The organism is Pseudoalteromonas sp. 3D05, from assembly GCF_002723455.1.
In the GTDB taxonomy this organism is placed as follows: Bacteria; Pseudomonadota; Gammaproteobacteria; order Enterobacterales; family Alteromonadaceae; genus Pseudoalteromonas.
On record NZ_PDUS01000008.1, the window covers coordinates 109,106 to 127,867 of the forward strand.

Annotated in this window: 14 protein-coding genes; 6 read left to right on the top strand and 8 right to left on the bottom strand. The window is 41.6% G+C overall.

The features are described from left to right. Positions 1–50 precede the first annotated feature (50 nt). On the top strand, positions 51–599 hold the full coding sequence (locus CSC79_RS10330; RefSeq protein ID WP_099295728.1) for a DUF4136 domain-containing protein: 549 nt from the start codon (positions 51–53) through the stop codon (positions 597–599). Positions 600–648: 49 nt separating this feature from the next. Here CSC79_RS10330 and CSC79_RS10335 read toward each other — a convergent pair whose 3' ends face one another. Beyond that, entirely contained in the window at positions 649–1,158 is a 510-nt protein-coding gene (locus CSC79_RS10335) for a peptide-methionine (S)-S-oxide reductase (protein ID WP_099295729.1), read from the bottom strand. A 191-nt stretch (positions 1,159–1,349) separates the two neighbouring features. On the opposite strand from CSC79_RS10335, the gene CSC79_RS10340 reads away from it, so the two are divergent. Beyond that, positions 1,350–3,203, top strand: a complete 1,854-nt coding sequence (locus tag CSC79_RS10340) for a TonB-dependent receptor (RefSeq protein ID WP_099295730.1) — start codon at positions 1,350–1,352, stop codon at positions 3,201–3,203. A 70-nt stretch (positions 3,204–3,273) separates the two neighbouring features. On the opposite strand, the gene CSC79_RS10345 is transcribed toward CSC79_RS10340, so the two are convergent. Then, positions 3,274–3,522, bottom strand: coding sequence for a YkgJ family cysteine cluster protein (locus CSC79_RS10345; protein WP_180270416.1), 249 nt, complete (start codon positions 3,520–3,522; stop codon positions 3,274–3,276). A gap of 140 nt (positions 3,523–3,662) precedes the next feature. Here CSC79_RS10345 and CSC79_RS10350 point away from each other — a divergent pair, with 140 nt between their 5' ends. The 3 genes from CSC79_RS10350 (at position 3,663) to CSC79_RS10360 (ending at position 9,658) form a co-directional block, all read left to right on the top strand. Beyond that, positions 3,663–4,835: an efflux RND transporter periplasmic adaptor subunit gene (locus CSC79_RS10350; protein ID WP_058558537.1), complete on the top strand. Its 1,173-nt coding sequence runs from the start codon at positions 3,663–3,665 to the stop codon at positions 4,833–4,835. A 3-nt stretch (positions 4,836–4,838) separates the two neighbouring features. Then, positions 4,839–8,018, top strand: coding sequence for an efflux RND transporter permease subunit (locus tag CSC79_RS10355; protein ID WP_099295732.1), 3,180 nt, complete (start codon positions 4,839–4,841; stop codon positions 8,016–8,018). A 173-nt stretch (positions 8,019–8,191) separates the two neighbouring features. Beyond that, a complete protein-coding gene (locus CSC79_RS10360; protein ID WP_099295733.1) occupies positions 8,192–9,658 on the top strand; it encodes a serine hydrolase domain-containing protein in 1,467 nt (488 codons plus the stop codon). A gap of 52 nt (positions 9,659–9,710) precedes the next feature. On the opposite strand, the gene CSC79_RS10365 is transcribed toward CSC79_RS10360, so the two are convergent. Continuing rightward, a complete protein-coding gene (locus CSC79_RS10365; RefSeq protein WP_099295734.1) occupies positions 9,711–10,649 on the bottom strand; it encodes a LysR family transcriptional regulator in 939 nt (312 codons plus the stop codon). Between the two features lie 116 nt (positions 10,650–10,765). On the opposite strand from CSC79_RS10365, the gene CSC79_RS10370 reads away from it, so the two are divergent. After that, positions 10,766–11,422, top strand: a complete 657-nt coding sequence (locus CSC79_RS10370; RefSeq protein ID WP_099295735.1) for a nitroreductase family protein — start codon at positions 10,766–10,768, stop codon at positions 11,420–11,422. 36 nt (positions 11,423–11,458) lie between these two features. Here the strand turns inward: CSC79_RS10370 and CSC79_RS10375 are convergent, their stop codons facing one another. The 5 genes from CSC79_RS10375 to dapB all read right to left on the bottom strand — a co-directional run bounded on the left by CSC79_RS10375 (position 11,459) and on the right by dapB (position 18,602). Continuing rightward, complete coding sequence (locus CSC79_RS10375) at positions 11,459–12,502, bottom strand: S66 peptidase family protein (RefSeq protein ID WP_099295736.1); 1,044 nt, start codon at positions 12,500–12,502, stop codon at positions 11,459–11,461. A gap of 192 nt (positions 12,503–12,694) precedes the next feature. After that, positions 12,695–13,171, bottom strand: coding sequence for a transcription elongation factor GreA (gene greA, locus CSC79_RS10380; protein WP_087531652.1), 477 nt, complete (start codon positions 13,169–13,171; stop codon positions 12,695–12,697). Positions 13,172–13,222: 51 nt separating this feature from the next. After that, positions 13,223–16,441: a carbamoyl-phosphate synthase large subunit gene (carB, locus tag CSC79_RS10385; RefSeq protein ID WP_099295737.1), complete on the bottom strand. Its 3,219-nt coding sequence runs from the start codon at positions 16,439–16,441 to the stop codon at positions 13,223–13,225. Positions 16,442–16,457: 16 nt separating this feature from the next. Then, positions 16,458–17,594 carry a glutamine-hydrolyzing carbamoyl-phosphate synthase small subunit gene (gene carA / locus CSC79_RS10390; RefSeq protein ID WP_099295738.1) on the bottom strand — a complete coding sequence of 379 codons (1,137 nt, stop codon included), beginning with the start codon at positions 17,592–17,594 and terminating at the stop codon, positions 16,458–16,460. Positions 17,595–17,801: 207 nt separating this feature from the next. Continuing rightward, positions 17,802–18,602, bottom strand: coding sequence for a 4-hydroxy-tetrahydrodipicolinate reductase (gene dapB, locus CSC79_RS10395; protein WP_099295739.1), 801 nt, complete (start codon positions 18,600–18,602; stop codon positions 17,802–17,804). Between the last annotated feature and the right edge of the window lie 160 nt (positions 18,603–18,762).

An 18,762-nucleotide genomic window follows, 5' to 3' on the forward strand; every position in this document is an offset into this window, starting at 1 on the left:
GTTATGTTATCAAACAAATAGAGCTATAAAATTTGCCAAGGAGCAAACCCATGAGAAACCTATTTATTGCAGCTGCTGTATTAATGTTGGCAGCATGCGCTAAAACCCCTGACATTGATTATGATAAGTCAGTTGATTTTAATAACTACAAAACATTTGCTTGGATGCCACAAGCGACGTTAGCTAATGCAGACAATTATCAAATCAGTCCTTTAATGGAACAGCGCGTTCGCGAAGCTGTAAATACACAATTGCAAGCGCAAGGTATGTCACTGGTAGATGAAAGCAGTGCTGACGTATTACTTAACTATCATGCATCTGTAGACACCAAAATTGACTCTGATACATTTAATGTTGGTTATGGCGCTCGCTGGAATTATTGGGGCCTTGGCTACAACACACAAACTACCACTCATGAGTATGAAGTAGGTACTCTTATTCTTGATGTTATTGATCGCGAATCAAACCAATTAGTTTGGCGCGGTGCCCGAGAAGGCCGATTAAAGAAAAAACAGTCACCTGAACAGCGCACTGAAGCAGTAAACAAAGCCGTAGCAACTATTTTATCTGGCTTCCCACCAGGAAAACTAAATAAATAAGACTATATAGAGCTCACTTTTGGTGAGCTTTTTTATGCTTGTAAAGAAACTAATTGGTTTTATATTTATGCAGTAAATCCCGCGGAATGTGGCAGTAATCATTTGGAAAACGACTCAACCTGTCTTGGTGTTCCTCATCACTTTTTACATAATTTATTAGTGGCTTTATTTCCACGACAATTTTGTTTGCATCGTCACGCTGGTTTATGTAATTGGTAGCAGCTGTTAAATGCTCAGGCTGTTGGCTATAAATAGCCGTTCGGTATTTTTCTCCTTCATCTTCCCCCTGCTTGTTGACACTGTAGGGGTCTATGATTTCAAAGAAGGAGTCGAACAACTGCTCTAGCACGATGGCTTCAGGGTTAAAAATAACTTTTACGCATTCCGCATACCCATCATATTCACCCTCTGTTGTATTGCTGCTACCGTTTGCTCGCCCTGCTTGCGTGTTTACAACTCCTGGGACATGCTTCATAAACTCTTGCACTCCCCATAAACAGCCACCAGCAAAATAAACTGTACTTTGCTGCAAGCTTATCGCTTTATCTTCTTTGCTCATTGATAAATTAACCTAAATTCTTAAACACACACAATTTATGCACCCACTGGATTAGCTATTTTCGCATGCAGTTTTTGTGTATTAATGTACAATACGGCGCAAAATCGCCTTGCAATACGCTTATATTATCACGCACATAATGTGATACGCATTTAATTGTTAGCACTAAAACATAAAGAAGATTACTAAAAATGAAACGTGCCCCGCACTTTATTATCCCAGCAATAATGACTTCACTATCAGGCTATACCCTTGCTAATGAGGCAACTGAATTAGCTGAAATAGAAAAAATTACCGTTAGTGCATCCCCCACGGCAAACCAACTACCAGTAGGTACTTTCGATGCCCCTGTGTCTAACTTAGAGTATGATCCTCGAGTTGACTTGCAATCACGCAATATGGCCGAGGCACAAGCCGATGTCACGATACGTGGTGGTATCTTTGAAAACACTGGTTTTAGTGTTGGCAGCGTAACCTTATTCGACCCTCAATCGGGGCATTACTTTGCTGAAATTCCTATTGCGCCACAAATGCTTAGCAGTGCTAAAATATTTACTGGCGTTGATAATGCTTTTTATGGCATGAATAGCTCAGTAGGAACAGTTGCTTTTGGGTGGACACCAATCAAAGCCGGCGGCAGTGCTTCTTTAGGGGTTGGTAGCAACGACTTTAATCTACAAAGCGTGAATGCGGCCGTTGCTATGCCTCTTGAGGGGCTGAAAGACTGGCAATTAGGCTTTCAAGGTGAATATTCGCACTCACAAAGCGACGGCACCATAGAGTATGGCGATCATGACTTTAGCCGTGCATCAGGGCGCGTACAATTAAGTGGGCCACAATCACAAACTGATATTTTTTATGGTTCACAACAAAAGTTTTTTGGTTGGCCAAATATGTATACTCCTTTTGGTGTAAATGAAACCGAAGACTTGGATACAGAGCTGTTTTTAGTTAATCACCAACAAAACTATGCAGCATATAGCTCATTTGAGGTATCAGCTTATTATCGTAAAAACAACGATCATTATATCTATTCGCGTGAGAATCCAAGCGCCTTTGAAGCCTTTCATGAAACGACTGTTAAATCGATAGGTTTCTCTGGTCGTCATGCCCAAAGTCAATCATTTGCTTTAAACTACTCAGCTCAATTTATTGAAGATTCAATTGAATCCACCACGCTTGAAAATAACTTTACCTCGCGTAATTATTATAAATTAAGTGTGTTGCCTGAATATCAAACAGATATTGCCAATAATCAATTACTCACAGTTCGTTTAGGTGCAGCCTATGATGATACCAATAGAGATGATTCAGAATTTTCCCTATTAGGCGATATAAATTGGAACATCGTTAATACTGATGGCTCTGAGCGCACTGTTTATTTATCGTTTGCACAAGCAAGCCAAGTTGCAGGCTACACAGCCATTGGCGGTAGTGATTCCGGTGGGTTATTCAGAAGTAATTACAACCTTGAGCGCGAAACCACACAGAATCTAGAACTTGGTTTGTTACTTGAACAGCAAACTTGGCAACTAAACTCAGCGCTGTTTTATCGACAAGATGAAAACTTAACTGACTGGACTTACAGCTTTGACTCCGTATTTGCCCGTGCTGCCAACCCCGTTGATATTGACACTTCAGGCGTAGAGTTCTTAGCAACCAAACACTTTGATACTCTCGAGCTTATCAGCAGTTATAGTTACTTGCACAAGTCAGAAACCTATAGCGCACAAGATATTGATGCCAGCTTTTACGCACTTAACTTTCCTGATCATCGCATTACCCTTGGCGCAGTTTGGACGCCTACAGATATGTTAGAGTTTCGCATTGATAACGAATGGCGAAAGCAACATGAAAATGCATTACGCAGTGGCGATGATTCGGCGCTATTTACCCACTTAACCGTAAAACTAACACCTACGGGGGTTGATAATTTATTTATTACGCTTGCTGCTGATAACTTATGGGGCGAATCGTTTGAAGAAATACCCGGTACACCGGGTCGCGGTGAACAATACACTCTCAGTGCAACATACAGTTGGTAAAGAGCAAAAAAAGATATGTCAAAAAAACCGCGTTTATTACGCGGTTTTTTTATTTTTTCAGCTCAAAAAATCACGTCATTTGCTCTAATTCTGTAATTAAAGTTAACGCTTGTTCATTTGTTTGCCCACACACATCTAAGGTAGCAGTAAAATCACTGCACACTTTTGGCCTGCTTGCATCACCAAATAACTTACATAAGTTATTGTTATCTAATTGAATACATCGTTCACCGGCTTTTTTACCATTTGGCATACCGGGGATTGGAGAACTAATACTGGGTGCTATACAGCATGCGCCGCATCCCAATCGACAGCTCATTGGTTGTATTTTCACATTTACCCCTTTTTACCTAATAACGCCACTTTGTTAATGATGTAATGACTTGTTACATCTTCACACGACATATAAATACTTTATTCATTATCATTAGGCTGTCACCTAATTATGAGGAAAGCCCTGTGGCTACTAAAAAACAAATAATCTTACCTATTGCCGTATTGGTTGGCGGCATAGCACTGGCAGCTGGTTTCTCATCAATGAAACAGCCTCCAGAAGAAAAACCAGAACAAGATACTCGCCCGCTCGTTTCTGCTGATGTATTGAACCTTGATGCCATCACCTTAGATGTAAAATCATATGGTGTTGTAAAAGCAAAAGATCACACACAACTGGTCGCTCAAGTCAGTGGTCAGGTCGTGTTTGTATCTGAACAGTTTGTTCAAGGTGGATTTGTTAGCCAAGGTGACATTCTAGCACGAATTGACCCAAATGATTATGAGGCTGCATTAATTGAAGCGCAAGCTGGCTTAGCTCAAGCAAGTTCTGATTTAGAAATTGAGCGTGCACAAGCGCATGTCGCTAAAGCAGAGTGGGATCGCATAAAAGATGACTCTAACCAAGTTATTCCTTCTAACCTTTATTTGCGTAAACCCCAACTTGCAGAAAAACTTGCGCGCTATCGCGCGGCACAAGCAGCTGAAAAGCGTGCAGTTAGAAACCTAGAGCGTACCTATATTAAAGCCCCTTACGATGCCATTATTGCTGCACGTGATATTAGCTTGGGCAGCGTCGTCAACCCGGGAAGCCAGTTTGGCTCTTTAAGCTCGACATCAATTGCTGAAATACGTTTACCAGTTGCCGATAAAGAACTCCAGTACCTAGAAAATGGTGGGATTGGCGCAATGGCAACCTTAACCGCAGAATTTGCAGGTAAGCCAACAACATGGCAAGCTAAAATAGTGCGCAGCGAAGGGGTAATTGACCAGAAAAGTCGCATGAGTTATCTGGTTGCGCAAGTAAATACACCCTACCAGAGTAAACAACCACTGCGTTTTGGGTCATACATTAACGCGACTATTACAGGGCAAACATTAGCTAACGCAATCGTTGTTCCACATCACCTTGTAAAAGACGGCAAAATTGCCGTATTGAATGATGATTTAACGTTATCATTCAAAACACTCAACATTGTGCGTGAACAAAATGGCATGGTAATCGCCAATGAAGGACTCAATCAAGGTGAACAATTAATTACCTCCGCGTTAGAGTTCCCCACCGAAGGGATGCAAGTAAAGCTGAATGATTTAGTATCTCCTAAAGGCGCAACACAGCTTGCGTTAAAAGAGGAATAAGCCATGACCATTCACAGTGAAAAAGGCTTAATAGCCTGGTTTGCACGCAACCCCGTTGCTGCAAACTTACTTATGATTTTTATCTTAGTAGGCGGTATCTTAACGGCCTTTTCAATACGCAAACAAATGTTTCCACAGTTTGAAAATAACTGGATCAGCGTACAAGCAGTCTACCCTGGCGCAGCGCCTCAAGAGGTCGAAGAAGGTATAACGATTAAAGTTGAGGAAGGCCTCGAAGGGCTAGAAGGCTTAAAACGTAAAATTACCTATTCAAATCGTGGCTTTTCACAAGCATGGATTCAAGTAGATGAAAAATACGATACTAAGGAAGTACTCGACGAAATAAAAATGCAAGTTGACGCTATCAATACCTTTCCTGCAGGTATGGAACGCCCTATTGTTCGTCACAATAAGTTCGAGCAAGAAGTAATGATACTCGCACTATACGGTGATATGAGTAATTATCAGCTTAAAGAGCTGGGTAACAACATAAAAGATGAGCTACAAGCACTACCACAAATTAACCTCGTTAATTTTAACGGTGGCTTAGACTACGAAATAGGAATTGAAGTAAGCCCAGATAAACTGCGTGAATATGGCTTAACCTTCAGAGATATATCAAGCGCTGTTCGTGCCTTTTCAGCGAATATGTCAGCGGGGCAAATACGCTCTGAAAATGGCTATATTTCGATGCGTGTTGAAAAACAAGCCTACCGTGGTAATGAATTTGAAAAACTGCCTCTGATATTATTACCTGACGGCGCACAAGTCTATTTAGGAGATGTAGCCACGATTAATGACGGCTTTGAAGAAGGTTTACAATACTCTAAATATAACGGCAAGAACTCCCTCTCTTTCGAAATAAATGCATCCAAAGATCAAGACATAACCAAAGTTGCTAAAGTTTTAAAGCAATACTTAGCGGATAAAGCTGACACTCTTCCTGCTGGCGTAAAATTAACACCCATTGTTGATTTAACGTACTACCTTGAAGGGCGTTTAGACATGATGATCGACAACATGGTATGGGGCGGCATTTTAGTTATGGTCGTGCTGGCACTCTTTTTACCATTACGCTTGGCATTTTGGGTAATGATGGGATTACCTGTATCGTTCTTGGGTGCTTTTTTAATGATGCCTATGGGCTTTTTAGATGTCACTATCAACTTGGCCTCATTATTTGCATTCATACTGGTATTGGGGATAGTGGTTGATGACGCCATTGTTGTTGGTGAGTCTGCCAGTGCTGAAATTGAAAAACACGGCCACTCTCTTGATAACGTCGTGCGCGGCGTTAAACGTGTCGCAATGCCTGCAACCTTTGGGGTATTAACCACCATTGCAGCCTTTTTACCACAAACGTTAGCGACAGGCCCAGGGGCGGCGTTTTCTAAAGCTATTGGCGGGGTTATTATTCTCTGCTTAATTTTCTCATTAATTGAGTCAAAACTGATACTCCCTGCTCATTTAGCAGCAATGAAAGTGCGTAAGCCAAACCCTAAAAACCCACTTCATCGTTTACGTACCGTGATGGATGGTGGGTTAAAACGTTTTGTAGAAAATTACTACACACCGTTTATTGCCCGTTGCATTCATTATCGCTATACCGTAATCATTGGGTTTGTGTGTGTACTGATTGTGAGTGGCGGTATGTTCGCGGGTGGTTTAGTTAAATTTGTTGCAAACCCTAAGATACCGCATGATTTTCCACGCATTTCTGTAGAAATGAATTTGGCGTCATCTGAGCAAGCGACACTCGCAACGGCACAACAAATTGAACAAGTTATCTTAAATGTTGATAAGCAACTAAAAGAACAGTATGGCACGGCGATGGTACGCGATTTATCAGTGAGCCTGCGTGGCCGCACAAATGCCAGCATCATGGCGGTATTAATTGAGCCAGATTTACGCCCTATTGATACGTTTGCCCTCAGCGCCTTATGGCGTGAACAAATGCCACCTCTGCCTGGTGTTAAAACGCTAACAATTCAAGACAGTATAATGAATGGCGGTCGAGATGATGGCGATATTAGCTTCCGTTTAGAAGGTAAGGACAGTAAGCAACTTAAAGAAGTTGCAGCCAAGCTGAAAGAAAAACTAAATAGCATGGAAGGTGTGGGTGATGTAAATGACTCAATGCAAAGCGCTACTGACGAAGTACAACTTGACCTTAAACCACTTGCTTACAGCATGGGGCTGACACTGTCAGATGTTGCATCACAAGTGAGCTTTAGTTATTACGGTCTTGAAGCACAACGTATTTTACGTAATGGCGAAGAAATCAAGGTCATGATCCGTTATCCAGAAGAAGCACGTAACTCAATCAGTGATATTGAAAGTGTACGCATTATTACACCAAGCGGTGCTGAAGTGCCATTGGCAGAAATTGCACAAGTAAATCTAGTTGATGGTGTTAACCGTATTCGCCGCGAAAACTCAAAACGTACAATTAATGTCTGGGCAGCGGTTAATTCTGAGCAAGTTGAACCATTTGCAATAGCACAAGAAATACGTGATGAATACTTACCTTCCCTACTGAAGAATTACCCAGGCGTACAAAGTAGTGTTGCTGGACGTATTCAAGAAGAAATGGACAGTGTGGCTGAGCAAGTACGCGATTTTGCACTTTCAATGATGATTATATTTGCATTATTAGCGATACCACTTCGTTCGTATTCACAGCCACTCATCATTATGTCAGTGATCCCATTCGGGGTGATAGGCGCCATGTTTGGGCATATGATTTTAGGTATGACCATGAGCGGTTTATCAATTTTTGGCATAATTGCCGTAGCGGGTGTTGTTGTTAATGACTCATTAGTTATGGTTGATTTTGTTAACAAAGCCCGTGCTGATGGTGTGTCCATTAAAGATGCGGTTATGCAAGCGGGTGCTCGTCGCTTTAGAGCTATATTACTGACTTCAATCACCACATTCATCGGTGTACTCCCGATCATAATGGAAACCAGCTTACAGGCTAAAATCGTCATTCCGATGGCTGTATCGCTGGCATTTGGTGTGCTGTTTGCCACCGTAATTACTCTGATTTTGATTCCGTGCCAATATGTAGCACTGGAAGATCTTAAACGTGTGATTCGTAAAGCCCGTGGTAAAGACCCTGTTATTGATGTTTATGCAAAAAATGGTGCTATTGATAACAAAGCTAACCCGACTCAGTTATAAAATTTAACATCCCAACCAACAAGCCCGCGTTGTTTACAGCGCGGGCTTTTTATATTCTAAAAAGCAATAATGCATATTTTAATCACAATAAATCAACACGATATAGATTTACTTTGTCAACTATCCGCGCTAACAATAGTTCACTAAATAAACGGTTTTATTAAAGGATAAACATGAAAGTCACCGTTTCTACTCTTTATTTTATCTTGCTGACGATTGTACTGCTAACCACGGCACAGGCAGTAAAGGCTAACTCAGTTGCCAAAGAAATGGATAATTTTGTCAATTCGTTTCATCAGTTAAAACAATTTAACGGCAATGTGTTGGTGGCAAAGCAAGGCGATATTCTGTTTGAGAAAAGTTATGGCCATGCTAATTTCGAATGGGATATTAAAAATACCGCCCAGACAAAGTTTCGAATAGGCTCAATTACTAAACAGTTCACTGCGTTGCTTATTTTACAATTAGTACAGCAAGAAAAATTACAACTCGATGCGCCTTTAAGCACATACCTGCCAAGCTACCGTCAAGATATTGGTAATAAAATTACTATAATGCAGATATTAAACCACACATCAGGGCTTGATAATTACACTCGTACAAAAGACTTTAGAGCACGAATTAGCCGTAATCCATACACAGTTAATGAGTTTATTGAATTATTGTGTAGCGAGGACCTGCTCTTTGAACCGGGTACACAATTTAGTTATAGCAATTCAGGCTACTTTATTTTAGGTGCGGTTATTGAAGCGGTAACTCAAAAGCGCTACCAAGATGTATTACAACAGCGTATTTTAACCCCGCTAAATATGCATGATACAGGTTATGACTCACACACAAAAATAATCCCACAGCGTGCATCAGGGTATAGCAATAATTTAGATGGTTATAAAAATGCTGATTACTTAGATATGTCAATCCCCTACGCTGCGGGCTCTATGTACTCAACTGCACGGGACCTTGTTAAATGGGATCAGGCTCTTTACACAAACGTATTATTAAATGAAGAACTAAAAAACCAAATGTATACGGTCTCGGAACAACGTAATTATGCTCTTGGCTGGGAAGTAAATCAGTTAGAGTCTAATAAATATGGTAAACCCCTCACACAAATTCAGCACGGCGGAGGAATTGATGGATTTAATGCATTTATCAGCCGAATCATTGAAGACCAATTATTGGTCGTTATTCTTAATAATACCGGCGGTGCTCCACTTACACCTATGAGCAGAGGTTTGACTGATATTTTTTATGGCAAGTCATATAAGCCTGCAACTGAAAATGTCGATAGCCAACTTTATAATGCTTTGAAAACTGGCGGCATTGCAAAACTAAAGAGCAAGTATAACCAGTTGGATGTGCAAAATATCGCACTTAGAGAAAGAAGTATTAATTATTTTGGTTATGAATTGATGGCAATGAAAGAGCTGGAGGCCGCAATAACTATCTTTGAGCTAAATGCTATTAAATACCCTGATTCAGCCAATACCCATGATAGTTTAGGTGAAGCATATATGGCAGCAAAAAAATATTCACTTGCTTTACAAAGCTACCAACGAGCGCTTGAGTTAGAGCCGAAAAGTGAAAGCGCTCAGCAGGCTATTAATCAGTTGCGAACAGATAAAAAGCACAGCCAGTAAGCGACTAATTAAAATAAAAAATGCGCTTGTTTTTACTCAAGCGCGTTTCAATTTATTCCTTCAACACACTCTTATCGAGTATACCTTTATCTATTAATGCCGTAAGTTTTGCTTTTGCTTTTTCGCGACATACATCGCGAAGCAACCTCACCGCAGGTGTAATTGATTGTCTAGTTGGGCAAATAAGCCACAGCTCGCCGCAGGTATGTTGGTAATCAGGCATGAGTGTAATTACTCTGTCATTAATAAGATCATCTGCAATATCCAGCGCCGATTTTACGGCAAGTCCTTTACCGCCAACACACCAACGCCTCACTAAATCGCCATCGTTAGATGCCCGCCTACCTTGCATTTTTACTTTGTATTTGTTTTGACCGTCCGTGAATTCCCATACATTATTGATTATGTCTTGGAGTTGATAAAAAAGGCCTTGATGGTTCAGTAAATCGTTCGGGTGTTGTGGGTTTCCATGCTCAAGGATGTACGCTTTAGTTGCACATAATAAACGCGGAACATTGCAAATTTTAAAGCCATATACGTTTGTATCACTAGGCGAACCATAGCGAAGTGCAATGTCTACAGAATCACGATAAAAGTCTATATTACTATCACTTATGTGGGTACGTAAGCTGACTTTAGGGAACCTATCTATTATTTCATCTATCCAGGGGATCACCAAATTGCGTCCCAAATCTGATGAAAGCGCAACGCGTAACTCCCCTTCTATTTCATCGTGTTCACCTTTGAGGTTTTGCTTTGCAATTTCGAGCACCGCAATCGCCTGCTCACATTGAGGGATATAGCGTTCACCCGCTGCAGATAACCTTAAATGACGAGTGGTGCGTACAAAAAGTTCAGTACCCAAAGATGCTTCAACCCGTTTTATGGCTGCACTGGCTGTTGCAGCGCGCATATCAAGTTTTGCTGCTGCTAAGGTAATACTTTTAAGCTCAGCAACTTTTAATATCAGCTTTAGATCATCAACCTGCATATTATCTAATTATATTTGATAATGATTCGATTATTATGCTGTTTATTAACCCTAATGCAAGCGTTAATATTCGTGCAACGCCAAGCAATTGTAAAAGATTTATACAGGAACCCATTATGACACACCCAATCATTACTGATTTAACAACACGCTATACGGCTAAAAAATACGATAAAACTAAACGTGTATCTGCTGAAGATTTAGCTGTCCTCATTGAAGCTATCCGCCTTTCTCCTTCATCGATCAACTCTCAACCATGGAAGTTTATTGTAATTGAATCAGATCAAGCAAAAGATCGGATGCACCGAACTTTTGAAAACAAGTTTCAATTCAATCAACCCCATATTAAAGCGGCTTCGCACACTATTTTATTTGCTTACAACCCAACATATACCCGTGATGATTATGCGCAAGTAATCGATACAGATATAAAAAGTTGCCGCACTAAAAGTGAAAACCGCGAACAAGCTTTTGGCGCTTACGCGTTTGTAGATTTAAATACTGACGAAGCTGGTAACAATGCCACTTGGACCAAAGCACAAACTTATATTGCTTTAGGCAACGCTATGCACGCAGCGGCACGTTTAGGTATTGATTCCACCCCAATGGAAGGTGTTGATGCGCAGCTTATCGGTGAAGAATTTAAACAAGAATTGGATGGTTATATTTGTGATGTAGCCTTAGTTATTGGCTACCATGACAGTGAAGAAGACTACAATGCTAAATTGCCTAAGTCTCGTTTAGCAAAAGAGCATGTTATAACACTATTATAAATAGTAAAGCCCATGCCTGTGCATGGGCTACTCAGTCTATTTTAATGAAGTTGTTACACTCACTTCACTGGCTAGTCCTTTATTAATTTTCGCTTTTAAAGTACAAAAAGCACCATTAATTAAGCTCATATTGGGTGCAACATGACCAATGTCGGCATCAATGATTACGGGGAAAATACATTTACCGAGGGCAAGCTCAATTGCATCATAATAATCAATATCTTGGTAAGGTGATTTTACTAAGGCACTTCGCCCCAAAACAATACCATTGATGTCTGCAAAAACACCATTGAGCTTCAATGCCATTAAGCTACGCGCTACAGCCGTAGGAGACAGTTCTGCATTTTCGAGATAAAGCACCAAACCCTCTTGCGCATAACTTTGTTTAAATGAATGTAAATCAAGGTATCGCGTCGCAAGTAAAACATTGAGACTGTCTAAACAGCCACCAAACAACCGCCCTGTGAGCTCAATGTCTCTGACATCCTTGTAATTTAAACAACGCCATTGGCTAGGCTGCGTAAGATTAAATAATGCATTAGGCTCTGTTGCATAATTGATTGTTTTGTCTTGATAATACTCGGCGGGTAGTTGCTCAAACTGCTCACCCTTGTTAAGCGCTAGTACATCAAATACTTGCAAACAATGAGGGTCTGTTTCATCAGGGTGCTGTTGCATCAAATTTGCAGTGTGTAATGTAGCCCACCCGCACCGCGCTGTTAGTATGCACATAAAAGTGCTGACATCAGAAAAACCAACAATCCATTTTGGGCGATAAGATTTAATGGCATCAAAATTAATATACTGCAGGATTTCCATTGCCAACTCGCCCCCCCAAGGTGGCATAACGGCAGCAATTGAATCATCCTGTAAAAAACGAGTTAGTTCATCGGCTCTTTCTTTCGCTGACTTTAAATGTCGAAGACACTCTCCTTCAACAACCTGATAACCACGTAACTTTAGTCCATGAATAACTGCATCTAAGCGAACATGATAAGGCTTTTCAACACAGCTAGAAAAAGCACATATGGCAATTTTGTCACCTCTATTTAGAGGCGCTGGGAAAATTATTGACTCCATAAATCTCCTTGTACTGACGTTAAATGCAAAAATATCCCATCAAAAATGGGTTCCGTAAGCCCAACGTACCTAAATTTTTTACAGATGTCGAGTTTTTAACTGTGCTCAGTTAAATCTTCTAATGCAGATTTCAGGCATAAAAAAACCGCTGAATATCAACGGTTTTTTTTAAACGCAAAGTCAGTAAAGTATTTAAACGTACTCAACTTCGATTACTTCGTATTCAACGTCGCCATTTGGCGTTTTGATAATAACAGCATCATCTGCCTGCTTACCAATCAAGCCACGAGCAATCGGTGAATTGACCGAAATACGATTGTTTTTAATATCCGCTTCATCATCACCTACAATTTGGTAGGTTACTTCTGCATCTGTTTCAACATTTACAATTGTCACAGTGGTACCGAAAATAACTTTACCTGTATTTGGTAATTTTGTTACGTCTATAATTTGTACGTTTGAAAGCTTCGCTTCAATTTCTTGAATACGGCCTTCACAAAAACCCTGTTGCTCACGCGCAGCATGATACTCAGCGTTTTCTTTTAAGTCACCGTGTTCACGCGCATCAGCAATATCAGCAACGATTTTAGGACGGGTAACTGTTTTTAATTCGTTAAGCTCTTTACGCAGTAACTCTGCGCCACGAACTGTCATCGGAATTGTTTGCATACTTTTCTCACTTAATCCCAAGGCCGCGAATAACGGCCTTGGCACATTTCCTTAGTTCAATCGCTGGTGTAGTTCTTGAACTGACGTCACTTTGCTGCGGTCGTCTGCTTGGTTTGCAGTACAGTTAGCAAATGCCGCATTCAAGGTCGTGGTATAGTTAGTTTTGTGTTGCAATGCACCACGACGTAACACCTTCGAATCTTCGATCGCTTGGCGACCTTCGGTGGTATTCACGATATAGCTATACTCGCCATTTTTGATTCTATCAAGAATATGCGGGCGACCTTCAAATACTTTGTTTACTCGACGAACGGTAATTCCAGCGTCTTCAAGGGCTGCAGCTGTGCCACCTGTAGCATCTATTTCAAAACCGAGGTCTGTCATGGTTTTTGCAAGTTCTACAATACGTGGCTTATCGCTATTACGAACAGATAGTAACGCGCGACCGCCGCGTGGTAAAGTATTGCTTGCACCTAATTGTGCTTTAGCGAATGCTTCGGCGAAAGTATCACCAACACCCATTACCTCACCCGTAGAGCGCATTTCTGGGCCACGGATTGGATCAACACCTTGGAACTTAGCAAACGGTAGTACAACTTCTTTTACGCTGTAATACGGTGGGATAACTTCTTTGGTGATGCCTTGGCTTGCAAGTGATTGACCCGCCATACAACGTGCCGCTACTTTTGCAAGTGCTACACCTGTCGCTTTAGATACAAATGGTACTGTACGCGCTGCACGTGGGTTTACTTCGATTAAATACACTTTGCCATCTTTAACAGCAAACTGAGTATTCATCAAACCAACTACGCCAAGCTCAAGTGCCATATCGGTTACTTGCTTACGCATAACATCTTGTACTTCTTGCGTTAATGAATGCGCAGGTAATGAACAGGCAGAGTCACCTGAGTGAACACCTGCTTGTTCAATATGCTCCATGATGCCGCCGATGATAACTTGTTCGCCGTCGCAAATTGCGTCAACGTCAACTTCAATCGCGTTATCTAAGAAACGGTCAAGTAGGACTGGTGCTTCGTTTGACGCAGATACGGCTTCAGTCATGTAACGACGTAAGTCTTGCTCGTCATACACGATTTCCATCGCGCGACCACCTAGTACGTACGAAGGACGTACAACCAGTGGGAAGCCAATTTCAGCTGATTTAGCAATCGCTTCTTCTGTTGAAGTCACGGTTGCGTTTTCTGGCTGTAATAGGTCTAAACGTTCAACTAACTGCTGGAAACGCTCACGGTCTTCAGCGCGGTCAATTGCATCCGGTGAAGTACCAATCACTGGCACGCCATTAGCTTCAAGCTCACGAGCAAGTTTTAGTGGTGTTTGACCACCGTATTGCACGATAACGCCTTTTGGCTTTTCAACACGGACGATTTCTAGTACATCTTCAAGCGTAATTGGCTCAAAGAACAAGCGATCAGATGTGTCATAGTCAGTTGAAACCGTTTCAGGGTTACAGTTAACCATGATTGTTTCATAACCGTCATCACGAAGCGCAAGCGCTGCGTGTACACAACAGTAATCAAACTCAATACCTTGACCGATACGGTTAGGACCACCACCGATAACCATGATTTTATCGCGGTCAGATGGGTTCGCTTCACACTCTTCATCGTATGATGAATACATGTAAGCAGTATCAGAGCTAAATTCAGCTGCACAGGTATCTACGCGCTTATAAACTGGCACGATGTTTAATTGATGACGCTTTTTACGAATTTCAGCTTCAGATACACCGGCAATTTCAGCGATACGTGGGTCTGCAAAACCTTTACGCTTTAATTTACGTAGGAAGTCAGCATTTAAGCCTGCCATGCCTACTTCTGAAATTTTTGCTTCGTCTTTTAAGATATCTTCAATCTGTACTAAATACCAAGGGTCAATCTTAGTCAGTTCAAATACATCATCAACACTCATACCGTGACGCATTGCATCAGCAATGTACCAAATGCGCTCTGCACCCGGCTCGCGTAATTCACGAATGATTTTTTCTTTCGCTTTCGGGTCATCAAGTGCCACTATCGGGTTAAAGCCCGTTGCGCCAACTTCAAGACCACGTAATGCTTTATGTAATGACTCTTGTTGGTTACGACCAATCGCCATTACTTCGCCCACTGACTTCATTTGCGTTGTTAGACGGTCGTTTGCACCGGCAAATTTTTCAAAGTTAAAGCGAGGAATTTTTGTTACAACGTAATCGATTGACGGCTCAAACGATGCTGGAGTTTTACCGCCAGTGATATCGTTTTGAAGTTCATCAAGGGTGTAACCTACTGCTAGCTTTGCTGCGATTTTAGCAATTGGGAAACCCGTTGCTTTAGAAGCAAGCGCCGATGAACGTGATACACGAGGGTTCATCTCAATGATAACCATACGGCCATCAACAGGATTAACACCAAACTGTACGTTAGAACCACCGGTTTCAACACCAATCTCACGTAGTACTGCCATAGAGGCATTACGCATGATTTGGTATTCTTTGTCGGTTAATGTTTGTGCTGGTGCAACGGTGATTGAGTCGCCTGTGTGCACACCCATTGGGTCAAAGTTTTCAATAGAACAAACGATAATGCAGTTGTCTTTTTTGTCGCGAACAACTTCCATTTCGTATTCTTTCCAACCGATTAATGATTCATCAATCAATAATTCACTGGTTGGTGAAAGGTCTAAGCCACGCTCACAGATTTCTTCAAATTCTTCCATGTTGTAAGCCACACCGCCACCGGTGCCGCCCATCGTGAAAGAAGGACGAATGATACATGGTAGGCCAATGCGCGTCATAGTGTCGCGAGCTTCATCCATTGAGTGAGCAATTTCAGCACGTGGACATTCTAAGCCGATGTTTTTCATTGCAACATCGAAACGCTCACGGTTTTCTGCTTTATCGATTGCATCAGCCGTTGCGCCAATTAGCTCAACGCCGTGCTTAGCCAGTACACCATGCTTATCTAAGTCTAGCGCACAGTTTAATGCAGTTTGACCACCCATAGTTGGAAGGACTGCATCAGGCTTTTCTTTTTCAATAATTTTTTCAACAACTTCCCAATGAATTGGTTCGATGTACGTCGCATCAGCCATTTCAGGGTCAGTCATAATTGTTGCAGGGTTAGAGTTAACTAAGATAACTCGATAACCTTCTTCTCTAAGTGCTTTACACGCTTGAGCACCAGAGTAGTCAAATTCACAGGCCTGGCCGATTACGATCGGGCCAGCGCCTAAAATAAGAATGCTTTTTAAATCGGTACGTTTTGGCATTATTACTCCAGTCTAATTAGTTGTTACGCGCTTGCATCAGGTCGATGAAGTGGTCAAATAATGGGGCTGCATCATGCGGGCCTGGGCTTGCTTCTGGGTGACCCTGAAAGCTAAACGCTGGCTTATCTGTGCGATGAATACCTTGCAATGTACCGTCGAATAATGATTTGTGCGTTGCACGAAGGTTAGCTGGTAAGCTTGCTTCGTCAGCAGCAAAACCGTGGTTTTGCGCCGTGATCATCACAACATCTCGGTCTAAGTCTTTCACAGGGTGGTTACCGCCGTGATGACCAAATTTCATTTTTGCGGTTTTTGCACCCGATGCTAATGCTAATAATTGGTGCCCTAAACAAATACCAAAAATTGGCGTTTCTGTTTCTAAAAACGCTTTAATTGCATCAATTGCGTAGGTACATGGTTCTGGATCACCTGGACCATTTGATAAAAAGATACCATCTGGGTTTAGTGCTAACACGTCCGCTGCTGAGGTTTGTGCAGGTACAACGGTTAGTTTACAACCACGGTCTACTAGCATACGTAAGATATTACGCTTTACACCGAAATCGTAGGCTACAACGTGAAACTTTTCATCAGCCGCGTCTAAGGTTTTAAACCCTTCGCCTAATGTCCAGCTTGATTCACGCCACTCAAAATTTTCCTTGGTTGAGACTACTTTTGCTAAATCCATGCCTTTTAAGCCAGGGAAGGCTTGCGCAGCTGCGAGCGCTTTGCTTTCATCGATATCATCACCTGCAATAATACAGCCGTTTTGAGCACCTTTGTCGCGCAAAATACGAGTCAACTTACGAGTGTCGATATCTGCAATACCTAAGATATTGCGTTGTTTTAAGTAATCATCTAACGATTGCTCGTTACGGAAATTACTTGCTAGCAGTGGCAAATCACGGATCACTAGGCCTTTCGCCCAAATGTGACCCGCTTCTTCGTCTTCGCTGTTAGTACCCGTATTACCGATATGTGGGTACGTCAAAGTTACGATTTGTTCCGCGTATGAAGGGTCAGTCAGGATTTCCTGATAACCAGTCATAGACGTATTGAATACTACTTCGCCGACTGACATGCCGTCAGCGCCGATTGCAGTACCGCGAAACACTGTGCCGTCTTCTAGAACTAACAGAGCGGATTTAGTCAAGTTAACCTCCTAACAGTAAAAAACGGGCGTAAAGTCATTTGCTTTACTACCCGTTTATAGCGATTGGAAACACGCAATTATGAATTTTTGGCAAATTGGAGCTATTCTATAGTAATTTACGCTTTAGGTCTAACGGTAATTCATTAAATAGCAAAAATAAGCGCTATTAGCTGGAAAACACGTCAAACCGCCAAAAATGCACCTTAACTACTTCAAGTCAAGCACATCTTGCATATCATAAAGTCCAGCTGGTTTGTTTTTCAACCAGCCTGCAGCTCTTACAGCACCTAATGCAAAGGTCATTCGAGAACTTGCTTTGTGAGTTAATTCAAGCCTTTCGCCAGAAGTTGCGAAATATGCGGTGTGTTCACCAACTATGTCGCCACCTCTAAGCACTGAATAGCCGATTTCTTTTTGTGATTTGGCTTGCTCAACTTGACTTCGATCGTACACCGCAACGTCATCATGATCCCACCCTTTCGCCTGGGCAATTGCTTCTCCAATGGCTAACGCAGTGCCCGATGGGGCATCGATTTTATGGCGGTGATGCGCTTCAAATATTTCAATGTCTAAATCGTCACCAAATTTAGTGGCGGCAGTTTGTACTAAGTTAAGCAGTAAATTAACCCCAACGCTATAATTACGCGCAAAAACTATCGGGATATGTTTTGCTGCATCGGCTAATTCTTGCATATCTTCACCATTGAGGCCGGTTGTACCAATAACCATTGGGATTTTATTTTTCAATGCTAAAGCTAAGTGGTTTTTCATACCCGCAGGCAACGTGAAGTCAATCGCTACCTCAACATGAGCAAAACCTGAATCTTCTTGTGTAAAAATGATATTTGAATCAACACAATTAACGACACTTTTAACGTGCGTACCTATCAAATCATTTCCTTCACGCACGTAGGCAGCCACTAACTCGTTACCCGCTGAAGCATTGGCTGCTTCACATAATACTTTACCCATTCGGCCATTCGCGCCGAAAACAGCAATTTTTGTCATAGTGAATCCTCATTCAAATTTTTATTGTTATACCGCATCCATCGTGATGTCGACTTTCGTGGCATCATAAGCACTGCATTGGATAAATCGCTTTTAATCCCAACGACACTCGTGTCTTATGTGAATTTTGGCATATTACTACAAATACCATTGAACAATC